Raw genomic sequence first — 20,112 nt, 5'->3', positions numbered from 1 at the left:
CAGATTTTCCCGAAGCTGATGCCCGGCGGCGCCAATCCTTATGGATGGGTGCCGCCTGGGTGATCAGTCGTGATGCTTGACGGTCAGGTCGCCACCGGCGATCAGGTTATTGATCGCGGCGCTGCCACTGCCCCAGCTGGCGCCGTCGACCTTGATCGTGACATCGGCCGTGCCGCCGCCCGAGGCGGTGAACGTGCCCGCGCTGCTGACGCTCAGCGTCGAGGTGCCCGACGCATCGGTGGTCAGCTTCAGGTAGTTGGACAGGTTGTTGTCGTTATTGCCTTGCAGCAAGTCGGACAGGTCCAGCTTGTCGCCTTCGCCGTGCTTGAAGTCGGTGATGCGATCGAAGCCGCCGCTGGTGTTGGTGTCGCCTTTGAGCCACACGAAGGTATCGGCACCCGCACCGCCGCTGAGCACATCATCGCCCTTGCCGCCCACCAGGATGTCGTTGCCGGCGCCGCCGGAGAGGCTGTCGTTGCCGCCCTGGCCGAACAGAATGTCGTTGCCGGCATTGCCGATCAGCGTGTCGTTGCCATCCTTGGTGCCGTAGATGTTCGACGCGTTGGCCAGTGCGCCGATGTCCTGCACGTGCTCGGTGATGTACTGGTGCAAGGTGCGGTCGTCGATGTGGTCGACGGTGGTGGCCAGTTTCTCGGCGGCGAAGGACTTGAGCGCAGCGCTGCCTTCCTGGCCTTTGTAGGTGATCAAGTCGCCGAACAGAATGTCGTTGGCCGAACCGCCGGTGAGGTTGTCGGCGCCCGCATCGGCGGTGTGGCCGGTGATGGCATCGGCCAGCTTCGCCGTGTCGATGGTGGCAACCACCTTGTCGGTGTCGAACTGCTTGAGCACCGTGGTATCGATGCTCGACCCCAGGCCGATGGCCTCGACCGTGACCTTGCTGTCCACCGCGTTGACCAGGTTGGCGTAGGCCGCCTTGGCGCTGGCCAGGGCGGTGTCGGAGTCCTGATAGACCGCCGCCACGTCAAAGCCGCCCTTGGCGTTGGCGACCACGGTGCCTTCATAGATCGCCTGGCCCCAGCCGTTGTAGGAGTAAACCTTGCCATCGCCGTCGACAATCATCCGCGACCAGCCGTTGATGGTGGTGTAGACCGCGCTGCCCTGGCCCAACACGTAGTTGGAGCTGTTGACCACGCTGTCGAAGTAAACGTTCGAGCCCCAGAACGTGCTGGTCGTGCCCAGGTAAGGGTTGCCGTGCACCTCGGTAAATACGTTCGGCGAACCGTCGGTAATGAAGTACGTGAGGTTGGTCGCGCCCTTGTTACTGGTGGCGTCGCTGCTCTTGAACCAGTTGGTGGCCGCGTCGAACGCATCCTGATAGTTGGTCATGTCGCTGGAGTTGGAAGTCATCTGGGTCAAGACCGCCTGCAAGGCCGCCTTGGCAGCGTCCTTGTCGGCCAGATTGACCGAGACCTGAGATTCGATACGCGTGTCGAAATCGACCAGCAGCACTTTCACCACGCCCGAGTCTTTATTGCCGGCATTGGCAATCAATGTATTGAACACGCTGTTCAGCTGGCTCTTGATCGAGTCCATCGCACTGGTGCCGATGCTGCCCGAGGTGTCGACCAGGAAGGCAATGTTGTAGTTGCTGCCCTGGGTGACCACGCCGGCCTTGTCGCCGACCACCACGTTGTTGACCGACGAGCTGCTCAAGTTGATGACATCGGCCACGCCAGTGCCTTCAGTCACCAGGTAGGCCTGCGGCGTTACCGTGATGGTGCTGGTGGCGATGCTGGAACTCAGGCTGTTGCCGCCTTCGTTGTCCATCACCGAGACCTCGATGGTGCGGTCGCCGGTAGCCGGGTACTTGCTGGTGCTGGAATATTGGAACGATTCCAGCAGCGCCTTGTAGGTCGCCGCATCCGCCGCGCCCGACAGGTTCAGCATGATCTTGCCGCTGACGTCAGTGCCGACGCTGGTCAGGGTGATGCCTTTGTAGGTGCCGCCCACCGTCACCAGGCTGGAGGTCAGTTGATCCCCGGCACTGGCGTTTTTGAGGGTGATGCTCGCGCTCTGCATCTGGCTGCTGTCGACGTCGCCGATGGCCACGCTGCCGGTAATCGCCACGCCGCTGGTGCTGCGTTCGTTGTAGGTGGCGGCGAAGCCGGTGGCGACCGCGCCGTCGGCCGTGCTCAGGTCCAGGGTCGGGGCGTCGTTGACCGCAGTGACCACGATGCTCACTTTGCCGGTGGTGACTTGCGCAACGCCGGTACTCAGTTCGGTGGCCGTGGCTTTCACGGTCAGGTCGAAGCTGGCCGTCGAGTCCTTGAATGGGTTGACCGTCAGGGTTTTCAGGTTCCAGGTGCTCACATCGTAGAACGCGGTAGCGCCAGTCGAGGTGAAGCTGTGACCGCTGGTGCCGTCGGTGATCACGGTGCCGGCCGGCAAGCCGCTGATTTCCACCTTGTGGGATTCCGAGCCGTCGTTGTCGACGAACGTGGTGGTGATCGGCGCGACCTTGATAGTGGTGTCTTCCAGCCCACGGTTGTAGACGTAGCCGGTGTAGTAGCCTTCGCCATTGACCACATGGCTGTCGCCCAGCACCGCACCTGCGGCCTTCAAGGCGTCCACGCCGGTGTAGGTCTGCACGCCGCTGTTACCCAGCGACATCGACGGGCCGTTGTTGATCGACATATTGATGTCGTAGTTGCCTGCGGCGGCCTGGTTGTAGTGGTAGATGTCGAGGGTGTAGTAACCCGACTCGGTCGGCGTGTACGCCGTGCCGGTAATCGTGCCGCCCTGTTTACTCCAGGTCTCGCTGGCCACCAGCTTGCCGCCCACGGTGATTGCCAGGCTGTCATCGGCAGTGCCGGTGAAGCTGTAGCTCTTGCCGGCTTCCAGGTAGATCAGGCCGGAGACTTTGGTTGCCGTGCCCTCCGCCACATTGCTGTTGCTGACGCTGCTGACCACACCTGTGGAGATTGCGCTGGCAGCCGTCTTGGCGTCGATCACACGGATCAGGTCGCTGGACAGCGCAACGCCGTTGCCGCTGTTGCCCAGGTCCTTGGCCAGCGTGCCGCCGGTCCAGGTCTGCAGGGTCAAACCGGTTGGCACCGCGCCGTATTGGCTGACACCTACCACCGGCACGTCCGTCACCGGGTGAATATCCACGGTGATGATTTTGGTGTCGCTGTAGGCGCTGCCGTCGTAGGCCTGGAACTTCAGCTGGGTGTAGTCGCTTTGCTTGTTGCCCACACCGGTGCCGCCGAAGCTGTTATCGCCCGACTCGTTGGCCGCCGGGGTGTAGCGCACGTTGTGGCTGTCGAAGTCAGCCTGGCTGAACGCCTTGCCGGCCGAGGTATCGGTTTTCAGGTCAGCGGTGGTCAGTTGCGTCCACACGCCGTTGACTTTGTACTCGATGGCGCCGGCAGGCAGGCTGGTGAACACCACTTTCGGGTTGGCGGAGTCCACATCGTTGACGCCAAAGGTGGCCCAGGTCAGTTCGACCGAGGTGTCTTCGTTGCTGGCGATGTTGCCGTTGGTAGCCGTGGGCGCGTCGTTGACCGGCGTAATGGTGATGGTGCCGTTGACGGCTGGCGAGGTCAGCACGTTACTGCCGTCAGCGTTGCCGCTGTCGGTCGCGGTGTAGGTGAAGTTCACCGTGCCGTTGAAGTCGGTAGCCGGCTTGAAGTAAACGGTGGCCTCGCCATTGCTGGCGGTGATCGGGCCGGTCACTTTGGTGGTCATCGCGGCATCGGTGTAGAAGGTGCCGTTGCTTGGCGTGCCCACGCTAAAGGATTTCACGTTCGCCAGGCCGTCTACGTCGGTAGCACTCAACTTGACGGCGATGCCGCTGGTTGGGTCTTCGGCACCGGTCGCAGTGGTTGCAATGGCAACCGGCGCGTCGTTGACCGGGGTCACGGTGATGGTGCCGTTGACGGCTGGCGAGGTCAGCACATTGCTGCCGTCAGCGTTGCCGCTGTCGGTGGCGGTGTAGGTGAAGTTCACCGTGCCGTTGAAGTCGGTAGCCGGCTTGAAGTAAACGGTGGCCTCGCCATTGCTGGCGGTGATCGGGCCGGTCACTTTAGTGGTCATCGCTGCGTCGGTGTAGAAGGTGCCGTTGCTTGGCGTGCCCACGCTAAAGGATTTCACGTTCGCCAGGCCGTCTACGTCGGTAGCACTCAACTTGACGGCGATGCCGCTGGTTGGGTCTTCGGCACCGGTTGCGGTTGTAGCAATGGCGACCGGCGCATCGTTGACCGGGGTCACGGTGATGGTGCCGTTGACGGCTGGCGAGGTCAGCACGTTACTGCCGTCAGCGTTGCCGCTGTCGGTCGCGGTGTAGGTGAAGTTCACCGTGCCGTTGAAGTCGGTAGCCGGCTTGAAGTAAACGGTGGCCTCGCCATTGCTGGCGGTGATCGGGCCGGTCACCTTGGTGGTCATGGCCGCGTCGGTGTAGAACGTGCCGTTGCTTGGCGTGCCCACGCTAAAGGATTTCACGTTCGCCAGGCCGTCTACGTCGGTAGCACTCAACTTGACGGCGATGCCGCTGGTTGGGTCTTCGGCACCGGTCGCGGTGGTTGCAATGGCGACCGGCGCATCGTTGACCGGAGTCACGGTGATGGTGCCGTTGACGGCTGGCGAGGTCAGCACATTGCTGCCGTCAGCGTTGCCGCTGTCGGTGGCGGTGTAGGTGAAGTTCACCGTGCCGTTGAAGTCGGTAGCCGGCTTGAAGTAGACGGTGGCCTCGCCATTGCTGGCGGTGATCGGGCCGGTCACCTTGGTGGTCATCGCGGCGTCGGTGTAGAAGGTGCCGCTGCTTGGCGTGCCCACGCTGAAGGACTTCACGTTCGCCAGGCCGTCTACGTCGGTCGCGCTGAGCTTGACCGCGATGCCGCTGGTTGGGTCTTCGGCACCGGTTGCGGTGGTTGCAATGGCCACCGGCGCATCGTTGACCGGAGTCACGGTGATGGTGCCGTTGACGGCTGGCGAGGTCAGCACGTTGCTGCCGTCAGCGTTACCGCTGTCGGTCGCGGTATACGTGAAGTTCACCGTGCCGTTGAAGTCGGTAGCCGGCTTGAAGTAAACGGTGGCCTCGCCATTGCTGGCGGTGATCGGGCCGGTCACTTTGGTGGTCATCGCGGCATCGGTGTAGAAGGTGCCGTTGCTTGGCGTGCCCACGCTAAAGGATTTCACGTTCGCCAGGCCGTCTACGTCGGTAGCACTCAACTTGACGGCGATGCCGCTGGTTGGGTCTTCGGCACCGGTCGCAGTGGTTGCAATGGCAACCGGCGCGTCGTTGACCGGGGTCACGGTGATGGTGCCGTTGACGGCTGGCGAGGTCAGCACATTGCTGCCGTCAGCGTTGCCGCTGTCGGTGGCGGTGTAGGTGAAGTTCACCGTGCCGTTGAAGTCGGTAGCCGGCTTGAAGTAAACGGTGGCCTCGCCATTGCTGGCGGTGATCGGGCCGGTCACTTTAGTGGTCATCGCTGCGTCGGTGTAGAAGGTGCCGTTGCTTGGCGTGCCCACGCTAAAGGATTTCACGTTCGCCAGGCCGTCTACGTCGGTAGCACTCAACTTGACGGCGATGCCGCTGGTTGGGTCTTCGGCACCGGTTGCGGTTGTAGCAATGGCGACCGGCGCATCGTTGACCGGGGTCACGGTGATGGTGCCGTTGACGGCTGGCGAGGTCAGCACGTTACTGCCGTCAGCGTTGCCGCTGTCGGTCGCGGTGTAGGTGAAGTTCACCGTGCCGTTGAAGTCGGTAGCCGGCTTGAAGTAAACGGTGGCCTCGCCATTGCTGGCGGTGATCGGGCCGGTCACCTTGGTGGTCATCGCTGCGTCGGTGTAGAAGGTGCCGTTGCTTGGCGTGCCAACGGAGAACGATTTCACGTTGGCTAGACCGTCTACGTCGGTAGCGCTCAGCTTGACCGCGATGCCGCTGGTTGGGTCTTCGGCACCGGTCGCGGTGGTTGCAATGGCGACCGGCGCGTCGTTGACCGGAGTCACGGTGATGGTGCCGTTGACGGCTGGCGAGGTCAGCACGTTACTGCCGTCAGCGTTGCCGCTGTCGGTGGCGGTGTAGGTGAAGTTCACCGTGCCGTTGAAGTCGGTAGCCGGCTTGAAGTAGACGGTGGCCTCGCCATTGCTGGCGGTAATCGGGCCGGTCACTTTGGTGGTCATCGCGGCATCGGTGTAGAAGGTGCCGTTGCTCGGCGTGCCAACGGAGAACGATTTCACGTTGGCTAGACCGTCTACGTCGGTCGCGCTCAGCTTGACCGCGATGCCGCTGGTTGGGTCTTCGGCACCGGTCGCAGTGGTTGCAATGGCAACCGGCGCGTCGTTGACCGCAGTGACCACAATGCTCACTTTGCCGGTGGTGACTTCTGCAACGCCTGTACTCAGCTCGGTGGCCGTGGCTTTCACGGTCAGGTCGAAACTGGCCGTCGAGTCCTTGAACGGGGTGACCGTCAGGGTTTTCAGGTTCCAGGTGCTGACGTCGTAAAGCGTGTTCGCGCCGGTCGAGGTGAAACTGTGGCCGTTGGTGCCGTCGGTGATCACGGTGCCTGCCGGCAGGCCGCTGACTTCTACCTTGTGGGATTCCGAGCCATCGTTATCGACAAACGTGGTAGTGATCGGGCTGACCTTGATGCTGCCGTCTTCCAGGCCATGGTTGTAGACATAGCCGGTGTAATAGCCTTCACCATTGACCACATGGCTGTCGCCCAGCACTGCGCCGGAGGCTTTCAAGGCGTCCACGCTGGTGTAGGTCTGCACGCCGCTGCTGCCCAGCGCCATGGACGGGCCGTTGTTGATCGACACATTGATGTCGTAATTGCCCGGGCCGTTCTGGTTGTAGTGATAGACGTCGAGCGTGTAGTAACCCGACTCGGTCGGCGTGAAAGGCGTCGCAGTAATCGCGCTGCCCTTGCTCCAGGTCTCGGTCGACACGACCTGACCGCCCACCGTTACCGCCAGGCTGTCATCGGCAGTGCCGGTGAAGCTGTAGCTCTTGCCGGCTTCCAGGTAAATCAGGCCGGAGACTTTGGTTGCCGTGCCCTCCGCCACATTGCTGTTGCTGACGCTGCTGACCACACCTGTGGAGATTGCGCTGGCAGCCGTCTTGGCGTCGATCACACGGATCAGGTCGCTGGACAGCGCAACGCCGTTGCCGCTGTTGCCCAGGTCCTTGGCCAGCGTGCCGCCGGTCCAGGTCTGCAGGGTCAAACCGGTCGGCACCGCGCTGTATTGGCCAAGGCTCACAACCGGCACGTCCGTCACCGGGTGGATATCCACGGTGATGGTTTTAGTGTCGCTGTAAGCGCTGCCGTCGGTGGCCTGGAACTTCAGCTCGGTGTAATCGCTTTGCTTGTTGCCCACACCGCTGCCGCCAAAGCTGTTGTCGCCTGACTCGTTGGCCGCCGGGGTATAGCGCACATTGTGGTTGTCGAAGTCGGCCTGGCTGAACGCCTTGCCGGCCGAGGTATCGGTTTTCAGGTCAGCGGTGGTCAATTGCGTCCACACGCCGTTGACTTTGTACTCGATGGCACCGGCAGGCAGGCTGGTGAACACCACCCCTGGGCTGGCCGAATCCACATCCTTAACGCCGAAGGTCGCCCAGGTCAGTTCGACCGGGGTGTCTTCGTTGCTGGCGATGTTGCCATTGGTGGCGGTGGGTGCGTCGTTGACCGCCACGATATTCACGTTCAGCGTGCTGCTGGAGCCGGTGTTGGTGGTGTAGCCGATTTGCGGTACATCACCGTTGAAGTCTTTGACCGGTGTGAAGGCGTAGGCACCGTCTGCGCCGATGGTGATTGAGCCAACGCCCGCAATAACGGCCGTCTGGCCGGCGGCGTAACTGGTGCCACCGACGTTGAACGTGGCGACAGTCAGTACGTTGTCGACGTCGACGTCATTCGAAAGCACGTTGCCGGTGGCAACGTTATCTTCCAAGGCACTGCCGGTATCTGCCTTGAGGACGCTCGCGTCATCAACCGCGTCGATCTTCACATCCAGGGTGCTGCTAGAACCGGTGTTAGTGGTGTAACCGATCTGTGGCACGTCACCATTGAAGTCTTTGACTGGCGTGAAGGCGTACGCGCCGTCGGCGCCGATGGTAATAGAACCAACGCCCGCGATGATCGCAGTTTGACCTGCGGTATACGTGGTGCCGCCGACATTGAACGTGGCAACAGTCAGAGTGTTGTCGACGTCGACGTCATTGCTCAACACATTGCCAGTAGCAACGTTATCTTCCAGCGCACTGCCGGTGTCGGCTTTGAGGACGCTCGCGTCATCGACAGCGTCGATCTTCACGTCCAGCGTGCTGCTGGAACCCGTATTGGTGGTGTAGCCGATTTGCGGTACGTCGCCGTTGAAGTCTTTGACGGGGGTGAAGGCATAGGCGCCGTCGGCACCGATGGTGATTGAGCCAACGCCTACGATGGTCGCGGTCTGGCCGGCGTTGTAAGTGGTTCCACCGACATTGAACGTAGCAACAGTCAGTGTGTTGTCCACATCGACGTCGTTGCTCAACACATTACCAGTGGCAACGTTATCTTCCAGGGCGCTGCCGGTGTCCGCTTTGAGGACGCTGGCGTCATCAACCGCGTCGATCTTCACATCCAGGGTGCTGCTGGAACCGGTGTTGGTGGTGTAACCGATTTGCGGCACGTCACCGTTGAAGTCTTTGACCGGTGTGAAGGCGTAGGCGCCATCAGCGCCGATAGTGATGCTGCCCACACCCGCGATCACGGCGGTCTGGCCGGCGTTGTAACTGGTGCCGTTGACGCTGAAGGTCGCAACGCTCAACACGTTGTCCACATCGACGTCGTTGCTCAGCACGTTGCCAGTGGCAACGTGATCTTCCAAGGCGCTGCCGGTGTCCGCTTTGAGGACGCTCGCGTCATCAACCGCATCGATCTTCACGTCCAGGGTGCTGCTGGAGCCGGTGTTGGTGGTGTAGCCGACTTGCGGCACATCACCGTTGAAGTCTTTGACCGGTGTGAAGGCGTAGGCGCCGTCAGTACCGATGGTGATGCTACCCACACCTGCGATCACAGCGGTCTGGCCGGCGTTGTAACTGGTGCCGTTGACGCTGAAAGTCGCGACGCTCAACACGTTGTCCACATCGACGTCGTTGCTCAGCACGTTGCCGGTGGCAACGTTATCTTCCAGAGCACTACCTGTGTCCGCTTTCAACACGCTCGCGTCATCGACCGCGTCGATTTTCACGTCCAGCGTGCTGCTCGAACCGGTGTTGGTGGTGTAGCCGATTTGCGGTACGTCGCCGTTGAAGTCTTTGACGGGGGTGAAGGCGTACGCGCCATCAGCACCGATAGTGATGCTGCCCACACCCGCAATCACGGCTGTCTGACCAGCGGCGTAACTGGTGCCACCGACGTTGAACGTGGCAACAGTCAGTACGTTATCGACGTCCACGTCATTCGAAAGGACATTGCCAGTGGCGACATTGTCTTCCAGAGCGCTGCCGGTATCTGCCTTGAGGACGCTCGCGTCATCAACTGCCTCGATCTTCACATCCAGCGTGCTACTGGAGCCCGTGTTGGTCGTGTAGCCGATTTGCGGTACGTCACCGTTGAAGTCTTTGACCGGTGTGAAGGCATAGGCGCCGTCGGCACCGATGGTGATTGAGCCAACACCCGCGATAACAGCGGTCTGGCCAGCGTTGTAACTGGTGCCGTTGACGCTGAAAGTCGCAACGTTCAACACGTTGTCCACATCGACGTCGTTGCTCAGCACATTGCCAGTGGCAACGTTATCTTCCAAGGCGCTGCCGGTGTCGGCCTTGAGGACGCTCGCGTCATCAACTGCGTCGATTTTTACGTCCAGCGTGCTGCTCGAACCGGTGTTGGTCGTGTAGCCAATTTGCGGCACGTCGCCGTTGAAGTCTTTGACGGGGGTGAAGGCATACGCGCCGTCAACACCGATAGTGATGCTACCCACACCTGCGATCACAGCGGTCTGGCCGGCGTTGTAACTGGTGCCGTTGACGCTGAAAGTCGCGACGCTCAACACGTTGTCCACATCGACGTCGTTGCTCAGCACATTGCCAGTGGCAACATGATCTTCCAAGGCGCTGCCGGTGTCAGCCTTGAGGACGCTCGCGTCATCAACTGCGTCGATTTTTACGTCCAGCGTGCTGCTCGAACCGGTGTTGGTCGTGTAGCCAATTTGCGGCACGTCGCCGTTGAAGTCTTTGACCGGTGTGAAGGCGTAGGCGCCGTCGGTGCCAATGGTGATTGAGCCAACGCCCGCAATAACGGCCGTCTGGCCGGCGGTGTAACTGGTTCCACCCACGTTGAACGTGGCAACAGTCAGTACGTTGTCTACGTCAACGTCATTCGAAAGGACATTGCCGGTGGCAACGTTGTCTTCCAGCGCACTGCCGGTATCGGCCTTGAGGACGCTCGCGTCATCAACCGCATCGATCTTCACGTCCAGCGTGCTGCTCGAACCGGTGTTGGTGGTGTAACCGATTTGCGGCACGTCGCCGTTGAAGTCTTTGACGGGGGTGAAGGCATACGCGCCGTCAACACCGATAGTGATGCTACCCACACCTGCGATCACAGCGGTCTGGCCGGCGTTGTAACTGGTGCCGTTGACGCTGAAAGTCGCGACGCTCAACACGTTGTCCACATCGACGTCGTTGCTCAGCACGTTGCCAGTGGCAACATGATCTTCCAAGGCGCTGCCGGTGTCAGCCTTGAGGACGCTCGCGTCATCAACTGCGTCGATTTTTACGTCCAGCGTGCTGCTCGAACCGGTGTTGGTCGTGTAGCCAATTTGCGGCACGTCGCCGTTGAAGTCTTTGACCGGTGTGAAGGCGTAGGCGCCGTCGGTGCCAATGGTGATTGAGCCAACGCCCGCAATAACGGCCGTCTGGCCGGCGGTGTAACTGGTTCCACCCACGTTGAACGTGGCAACAGTCAGTACGTTGTCTACGTCAACGTCATTCGAAAGGACATTGCCGGTGGCAACGTTGTCTTCCAGCGCACTGCCGGTATCGGCCTTGAGGACGCTTGCGTCATCTACGGCGTCGATCTTCACGTCCAGCGTGCTGCTCGAACCGGTGTTAGTGGTGTAGCCAATTTGAGGCACGTCACCGTTGAAGTCTTTGACCGGGGTGAAGGCGTAGGCGCCGTCGGTGCCAATGGTGATTGAGCCGACACCTGCAATAACGGCCGTCTGGCCGGCAGTGTAACTGGTTCCACCCACGTTGAACGTGGCAACAGTCAGGGTGTTGTCTACATCCACGTCGTTGCTCAACACATTGCCAGTGGCAACGTTATCTTCCAGAGCACTACCTGTGTCCGCTTTCAACACGCTCGCGTCATCGACCGCATCGATTTTCACATCCAGCGTGCTGCTCGAACCGGTGTTGGTGGTGTAACCGATTTGCGGCACGTCACCGTTGAAATCTTTGACTGGCGTAAAGGCATAGGCGCCGTCGGCGCCGATGGTGATTGAGCCAACGCCAGCAATGGTCGCGATCTGGCCTGCGTTGTAAGTGGTGCCATTAACGTTGAAGGTCGCAACGCTCAACACATTATCCACATCGACATCGTTGCTCAGCACGTTACCGGTAGCAACGCTGTCTTCCAGCGCGCTGCCGGTGTCGGCTTTGAGGACGCTTGCGTCATCTACGGCGTCGATCTTCACGTCCAGCGTGCTGCTCGAACCGGTGTTAGTGGTGTAGCCAATTTGTGGCACGTCGCCGTTGAAGTCTTTGACCGGAGTGAAGGCGTAGGCGCCGTCGGTGCCAATGGTGATTGAGCCAACGCCCGCGATAACAGCGGTTTGACCTGCGGTATACGTAGTGCCGCCAACATTGAAGGTCGCAACGCTTAAGACGTTGTCGACGTCCACGTCATTCGAAAGAACATTGCCGGTGGCAACGTTATCTTCCAACGCACTGCCGGTGTCGGCCTTGAGAACGCTCGCGTCATCTACAGCATCGATCTTCACGTCCAGCGTGCTGCTCGAACCCGTGTTGGTGGTGTAGCCGATTTGCGGTACATCACCGTTGAAGTCTTTGACTGGCGTAAAGGCATAGGCGCCGTCGGCGCCGATGGTAATAGAACCAACGCCCGCGATAATCGCGGTTTGACCTGCGGTATACGTAGTGCCGCCGACGTTGAAGGTCGCAACGCTCAACACGTTATCGACGTCAACGTCGTTGCTCAGCACGTTACCGGTGGCAACGTTATCTTCCAACGCACTACCGGTGTCCGCTTTTAGGACGCTCGCGTCATCAACAGCGTCGATCTTCACATCCAGCGTGCTGCTCGAACCGGTGTTGGTGGTGTAGCCGATTTGCGGCACGTCGCCGTTGAAGTCTTTGACTGGGGTGAAGGCGTACGCGCCATCGGCGCCGATGGTGATCGAACCAACACCAACGATGGTCGCGGTTTGACCTGCGGTATACGTGGTGCCGCCGACGTTAAAGGTCGCAACGCTCAACACATTATCCACATCGACATCGTTGCTCAGCACGTTACCGGTAGCAACGCTGTCTTCCAGCGCGCTGCCGGTGTCGGCTTTGAGGACGCTTGCGTCATCTACGGCGTCGATCTTCACGTCCAGCGTGCTGCTCGAACCGGTGTTAGTGGTGTAGCCAATTTGAGGCACGTCACCGTTGAAGTCTTTGACCGGGGTGAAGGCGTAGGCGCCGTCGGTGCCAATGGTGATTGAGCCGACACCTGCAATAACGGCCGTCTGGCCGGCAGTGTAACTGGTTCCACCCACGTTGAACGTGGCAACAGTCAGGGTGTTGTCTACATCCACGTCGTTGCTCAACACATTGCCAGTGGCAACGTTATCTTCCAGAGCACTACCTGTGTCCGCTTTCAACACGCTCGCGTCATCGACCGCATCGATTTTCACATCCAGCGTGCTGCTCGAACCGGTGTTGGTGGTGTAACCGATTTGCGGCACGTCGCCGTTGAAGTCTTTGACCGGCGTAAAGGCATAGGCGCCGTCGGCGCCGATGGTAATAGAACCAACGCCCGCGATGGTCGCGGTTTGACCTGCGGTATACGTGGTGCCGCCGACGTTGAAGGTCGCAACGCTCAACACGTTGTCGACATCGACGTCGTTGCTCAACACGTTGCCGGTAGCAACGTTGTCTTCCAGGGCGCTGCCGGTATCGGCTTTCAACACGCTCGCGTCATCAACCGCGTCGATTTTCACGTCCAGCGTGCTGCTCGAACCTGTGTTGGTCGTGTAGCCGATTTGCGGTACGTCGCCGTTGAAGTCTTTGACGGGGGTGAAGGCGTAGGCGCCGTCAGTACCGATGGTGATTGAGCCGACGCCCGCGATAACAGCGGTTTGACCTGCGGTATATGTAGTACCGCCCACATTGAAGGTGGCGACGGTCAGTGTGTTGTCTACGTCGACATCGTTGCTTAGCACGTTGCCGGTGGCAACGTTGTCTTCCAGCGCACTACCGGTGTCTGCTTTGAGGACGCTCGCGTCATCTACAGCGTCGATCTTCACATCCAGCGTGCTGCTGGAACCGGTGTTGGTGGTGTAACCGATTTGCGGCACGTCGCCGTTGAAGTCTTTGACCGGTGTGAAGGCGTAGGCGCCGTCAGCACCGATGGTGATAGCGCCCACGCCTGCGATAGTTGCAGTCTGGCCAGCGTTATAGGTAGTGCCACCCACGCTGAAGGTAGCAACAGTCAGTGTGTTGTCTACGTCGACGTCATTCGAAAGGACGTTGCCGGTGGCAACGTTGTCTTCCAGGGCGCTGCCGGTGTCCGCTTTGAGGACGCTCGCGTCATCTACAGCGTCGATCTTCACATCCAGCGTGCTGCTGGAACCGGTGTTGGTGGTGTAACCGATTTGCGGCACGTCGCCGTTGAAGTCTTTGACCGGTGTGAAGGCGTAGGCACCGTCTGCAGCGATGGTGATCGAGCCAACGCCTGCGATGATTGCGGTCTGGCCGGCGGCGTAACTGGTGCCACCGACGTTGAACGTGGCAACAGTCAGTACGTTGTCGACATCGATGTCATTCGAAAGGACGTTGCCGGTGGCAACGTTGTCTTCCAAGGCGCTGCCGGTGTCCGCTTTGAGGACGCTAGCGTCATCAACCGCGTCGATCTTCACGTCCAGCGTGCTGCTGGAGCCGGTGTTGGTGGTGTAGCCGATTTGCGGTACGTCGCCGTTGAAGTCTTTGACCGGGGTGAAGGCGTAGGCACCGTCGGCAGCGATGGTGATAGCGCCAACGCCTGCGATGATTGCCGTCTGGCCGGCGGCGTAACTGGTGCCACCGACGTTGAACGTGGCAACAGTCAGTACGTTGTCGACATCGATGTCATTCGAAAGGACGTTGCCGGTGGCAACGTTGTCTTCCAAGGCGCTGCCGGTGTCCGCTTTGAGGACGCTAGCGTCATCAACCGCGTCGATCTTCACGTCCAGAGTGCTGCTGGAACCTGTGTTGGTGGTGTAGCCAATTTGCGGCACGTCACCGTTAAAATCTTTGACCGGGGTGAAGCTGTACGCGCCGTCAGCACCGATGGTGATAGCTCCAACACCTGCGATGGTTGCGGTCTGGCCAGCGGTATAGGTGGTGCCGCCCACATTGAAGGTCGCAACAGTCAGTGTGTTGTCTACGTCGACGTCATTCGAAAGGACGTTGCCGGTGGCAACGTTATCTTCCAGGGCGCTACCGGTGTCTGCCTTGAGGACGCTCGCGTCATCAACAGCGTCGATTTTTACGTCCAGGGTGCTGCTGGAACCTGTGTTGGTGGTGTAGCCGATTTGCGGTACGTCGCCGTTGAAGTCTTTGACCGGTGTGAAGGCGTAGGCACCGTCTGCAGCGATGGTGATAGCGCCCACGCCTGCGATGATTGCGGTCTGGCCGGCGGCGTAACTGGTGCCACCGACGTTGAACGTGGCAACAGTCAGTACGTTGTCGACATCGACGTCGTTGCTCAACACGTTGCCGGTGGCAACGTTGTCTTCCAAGGCGCTGCCGGTGTCCGCTTTGAGGACGCTCGCGTCATCAACCGCGTCGATCTTCACGTCCAGGGTGCTGCTGGAGCCCGTGTTGGTGGTGTAGCCGATTTGCGGCACATCGCCGTTGAAGTCTTTGACCGGGGTGAAGGCGTAGGCACCGTCGGCAGCGATGGTGATAGCGCCAACGCCTGCGATGATTGCCGTCTGGCCGGCGGCGTAACTGGTGCCACCGACGTTGAACGTGGCAACAGTCAGTACGTTGTCTACATCGACGTCATTCGAAAGGACGTTGCCGGTGGCAACGTTGTCTTCCAGCGCGCTACCGCTGTCTGCTTTGAGGACGCTAGCGTCATCAACCGCGTCGATCTTCACGTCCAGAGTGCTGCTGGAACCTGTGTTGGTGGTGTAGCCAATTTGCGGCACGTCACCGTTGAAATCTTTGACCGGGGTGAAGCTGTACGCGCCGTCAGCACCGATGGTGATAGCTCCAACACCTGCGATGGTTGCGGTCTGGCCAGCGGTATAGGTGGTGCCGCCCACATTGAAGGTCGCAACAGTCAGTGTGTTGTCTACGTCGACGTCATTCGAAAGGACGTTGCCGGTGGCAACGTTATCTTCCAGGGCGCTACCGGTGTCTGCCTTGAGGACGCTCGCGTCATCAACAGCGTCGATTTTTACGTCCAGGGTGCTGCTGGAACCTGTGTTGGTGGTGTAGCCGATTTGCGGTACGTCGCCGTTGAAGTCTTTGACCGGTGTGAAGGCGTAGGCACCGTCTGCAGCGATGGTGATAGCGCCCACGCCTGCGATGATTGCGGTCTGGCCGGCGGCGTAACTGGTGCCACCGACGTTGAACGTGGCAACAGTCAGTACGTTGTCGACATCGACGTCGTTGCTCAACACGTTGCCGGTGGCAACGCTGTCTTCCAAGGCGCTGCCGGTGTCCGCTTTGAGGACGCTTGCGTCATCAACCGCGTCGATCTTCACGTCCAGCGTGCTGCTGGAGCCGGTGTTGGTGGTGTAGCCGATTTGCGGTACGTCGCCGTTGAAGTCTTTGACCGGGGTGAAGGCGTAGGCACCGTCGGCATCGATGGTGATAGCGCCAACGCCTGCGATGATTGCCGTCTGGCCGGCGGCGTAACTGGTGCCACCGACGTTGAACGTGGCAACAGTCAGTACGTTGTCGACATCGATGTCATTCGAAAGGACGTTGCCGGTGGCAACGTTGTCTTCCAAGGCGCTGCCGGTGTCCGCTTTGAGGACGCTAGCGTCATCAACCGCGTCGATCTTCACGTCCAGAGTGCTGCTGGAACCTGTGTTGGTGGTGTAGCCAATTTGCGGCACGTCACCGTTAAAATCTTTGACCGGGGTGAAGCTGTACGCGCCGTCAGCACCGATGGTGATAGCTCCAACACCTGCGATGGTTGCGGTCTGGCCAGCGGTATAGGTGGTGCCGCCCACATTGAAGGTCGCAACAGTCAGTGTGTTGTCTACGTCGACGTCATTCGAAAGGACGTTGCCGGTGGCAACGTTATCTTCCAGGGCGCTACCGGTGTCTGCCTTGAGGACGCTCGCGTCATCAACAGCGTCGATTTTTACGTCCAGGGTGCTGCTGGAACCTGTGTTGGTGGTGTAGCCGATTTGCGGTACGTCGCCGTTGAAGTCTTTGACCGGTGTGAAGGCGTAGGCACCGTCTGCAGCGATGGTGATAGCGCCCACGCCTGCGATGATTGCGGTCTGGCCGGCGGCGTAACTGGTGCCACCGACGTTGAACGTGGCAACAGTCAGTACGTTGTCGACATCGACGTCGTTGCTCAACACGTTGCCGGTGGCAACGCTGTCTTCCAAGGCGCTGCCGGTGTCCGCTTTGAGGACGCTTGCGTCATCAACCGCGTCGATCTTCACGTCCAGCGTGCTGCTGGAGCCGGTGTTGGTGGTGTAGCCGATTTGCGGTACGTCGCCGTTGAAGTCTTTGACCGGGGTGAAGGCGTAGGCACCGTCGGAGCCGATGGTGATTGAACCAACGCCCGCGATGGTCGCGGTTTGACCTGCGGTATATGTGGTGCCGCCGACGTTGAAGGTCGCAACGCTTAAGACGTTATCCACATCGACGTCATTTGAGAGCACGTTGCCGGTGGCAACGTTATCTTCCAGCGCACTACCGGTGTCTGCCTTGAGGACGCTCGCGTCATCTACAGCGTCGATTTTCACATCAAGCGTGCTGCTCGAACCGGTGTTGGTGGTGTAGCCGATCTGCGGCACGTCACCGTTGAAGTCTTTAACCGGTGTGAAGGCGTACGCACCGTCGGCACCGATGGTGATCGAACCAACACCAACGATGGTCGCGGTTTGACCCGCGGTATATGTGGTGCCGCCGACGTTGAAGGTCGCAACGCTTAAGACGTTATCCACATCGACGTCATTTGAGAGCACGTTGCCGGTGGCAACGTTATCTTCCAGGGCACTACCGGTGTCCGCTTTGAGGACGCTCGCGTCATCAACCGCGTCGATCTTCACGTCCAGCGTGCTGCTGGAGCCGGTGTTGGTGGTGTAGCCGATCTGCGGCACGTCACCGTTGAAGTCTTTAACCGGGGTGAAGGCGTAGGCGCCGTCGGCGCCGATGGTGATTGAACCAACGCCCGCGATGGTCGCGGTTTGACCTGCGGTATATGTGGTGCCGCCGACGTTGAAGGTCGCAACGCTTAAGACGTTATCCACATCGACGTCATTTGAGAGCACGTTGCCGGTGGCAACGTTATCTTCCAGCGCACTACCGGTGTCTGCCTTGAGGACGCTCGCGTCATCTACAGCGTCGATTTTCACATCCAGCGTGCTGCTCGAACCGGTGTTGGTGGTGTAGCCGATCTGCGGCACGTCACCGTTGAAGTCTTTGACCGGCGTGAAGGCATAGGCGCCGTCGGCACCGATGGTGATTGAGCCAACGCCAGCAATGGTCGCGATCTGGCCTGCGTTGTAAGTGGTTCCACCGACATTGAACGTAGCAACAGTCAGTGTGTTGTCCACATCGACGTCGTTGCTCAGTACATTGCCGGTGGCAACGTTATCTTCCAGAGCGCTGCCGGTGTCCGCTTTGAGGACGCTCGCGTCATCAACCGCGTCGATCTTCACGTCCAGCGTGCTGCTCGAACCCGTGTTGGTGGTGTAACCGATTTGCGGCACGTCACCGTTGAAGTCTTTGACCGGCGTGAAGGCGTACGCGCCGTCAGCGCCGATAGTAATCGAGCCGACGCCAACAATAGTCGCGGTCTGGCCGGCGTTGTAAGTGGTGCCGTTGACGCTGAAAGTCGCGACGCTCAATACGTTGTCGACGTCGACATCATTCGAAAGCACATTGCCAGTGGCAACGTTATCTTCCTGCACCGTGCTGGTGTCCGCTTTCAACACGCTCGCGTCGTCGACCGCCACCACGTTCACATTCAGCGTGCTGGTCGAACCGGTGTTGGTGGTGTAGCCGATCTGCGGCACATCACCGTTGAAGTCCTTGGCCGGGGTGAAGGTGTACGCGCCATCGGCGCCGATGGTGATGCTGCCCACGCCGGCAATAGTCGCGGTCTGGCCGGCATTGAAGGTGGTGCCGCCCACGTTGAAGGTGGCAACCGACAGCACATTGTCGATATCGCTGTCGTTGCTCAGCACATTACCGGTCGCAACGCCGTCTTCGGCGAGGGTGGCGGTGTCGGCCACCAGCACGCTCGGGTTATCCACAGCGATCACTGTGGTGGTCGCCGCTTGCGGGTTGATCGCGAGGTTCTCGTAGTTGCCACCGCTGGCGGCCGTGATGCTCGCGCTGACGGTCAGGTCCTTGCCATCGGCCAGGTTCGCCGGGGTGTCGACGCTGACGGTGCCGGTGGTTTTGCCGGCTTCAATGGTGATGGTGGTGTTGTTGGACAGCGTGACGGTGACGTCGGTCTGCGCGGCGTTGGTCACCGTGGCGGTGTAGACGATCTTGCCGCCCTCATCCACCGAGGCGGCGGAGGTGAGGGTCACGGTGGTGGTGTCGATGGTGTCGTTGACTTGCGTCACCGCAGGCGTCGGATCCGTGGTGACGACCACGTTGCCGCCGCCGGAAGTGCCGGCGATGGTGGCGGAGATCGACGAGGCATCCAGGTACGGCGTGTCATTGCCGGCGAAGGTGACGTTCAGCGCGCCGGAGGTCTGGCCGGCCGCGATCACTACGGCCAAGCCGTTGGACAAGGTAACGGTGAGGTCGCTGGTCGGCGCCTGGGTGGCGAATGCGGTGTAAACCACCACGCCGCCGGCTTCGGTGATGGTCGGCGTGGCGGTCAGGGTGACGGTGACGTTTTGCGCAGTGGCGCCGTTGTTAGTGTTGCCGGCGGTAAGCGGCGCAGCGCCGGCATCCGCAGCGTTCAGGCCGTTGGTCGGATAGCCGATGGTAGGGTCGACCACGCCTGCGGTCGCGTCCAGCACCACGAAGCTGTGCCCGCCCCCGACAGCGCCGTCTGCACCGGCCGCGCTCGGGCCGGCGGCGGTGGCTTCGAGGTCCTGGGTCGGGTCGGCGCCGGCGGCGATGGCTTGCTGCAGCTCGGCAACGGACGGTGCGGCCTGGGCAGTGGCGGCGCTCAGGTCAGTGGACGAGTCAGGCGCGTCGGCGCTCCACTGGCTGTCGCGGCCCAGGTCGATCACGCGGCCATCGGTAAGCTCCAGCGACACGGCGCCAGCGGGGCCGGTATCGACCTGCTCCCCGGCGAACAGGCGATCACCTTCTACAAGCAGGCGACGAATCCCTTCCGGGGATACCGCAAACACTTGACCGACAATGCTTTTGACGACCGCAACGCTGCTCATAAAAAATCTCCGAAATACCGTTCAGGGGGCATCCATCAAGGAGACCGGCCCTACCGCTGGTGCCGATTCAATAGCTGGAGTACTTGAATTTCTGCGTAAAAATTTTGGCGTCAATATTTTGATGTTTTTCCGGAAAAATTACTTTTCCGTCAAGGTATTGACCTATTGGGCGCCATCCTAAACAATCCGCCCCGTAATGTCACATTGATATTTAAGCGGCCTCGCGACTTTCTGTTTGCGCCCTCCGGCGCCCAATAAAAACGGGCATTTCGAGTTGCCACTCCCATGCAATATTCCAATTTTGTTGCAGCTTTGCAGGCAACCAGATCTCCGGGGAAACATCAG

1 protein-coding gene is annotated in these 20,112 nt (G+C 60.3%); it reads right to left on the bottom strand.

Translation table 11 applies throughout. From position 1 onward, the window contains the following. Positions 1 to 63: 63 nt before the first annotated feature. Positions 64 to 19,767: an Ig-like domain-containing protein gene (locus tag RHM60_RS18100; protein WP_322212404.1), complete on the bottom strand. Its 19,704-nt coding sequence runs from the start codon at positions 19,765 to 19,767 to the stop codon at positions 64 to 66. Positions 19,768 to 20,112 lie beyond the last annotated feature (345 nt).

Source organism: Pseudomonas sp. MH9.3 (genome assembly GCF_034354675.1).
Taxonomy (GTDB): Bacteria; Pseudomonadota; Gammaproteobacteria; order Pseudomonadales; family Pseudomonadaceae; genus Aquipseudomonas.
The sequence above is the reverse complement of the archived record's forward strand: the minus strand, read 5'-3'. Positions and strand labels throughout refer to the sequence as shown.

Coding starts and splice junctions, on each gene's coding strand:
- RHM60_RS18100 (WP_322212404.1), bottom strand. CDS start 19,767: ATGAGCAGCGTTGCGGTCGTCAAAAGCATTGTCGGTCAAGTGTTTGCG.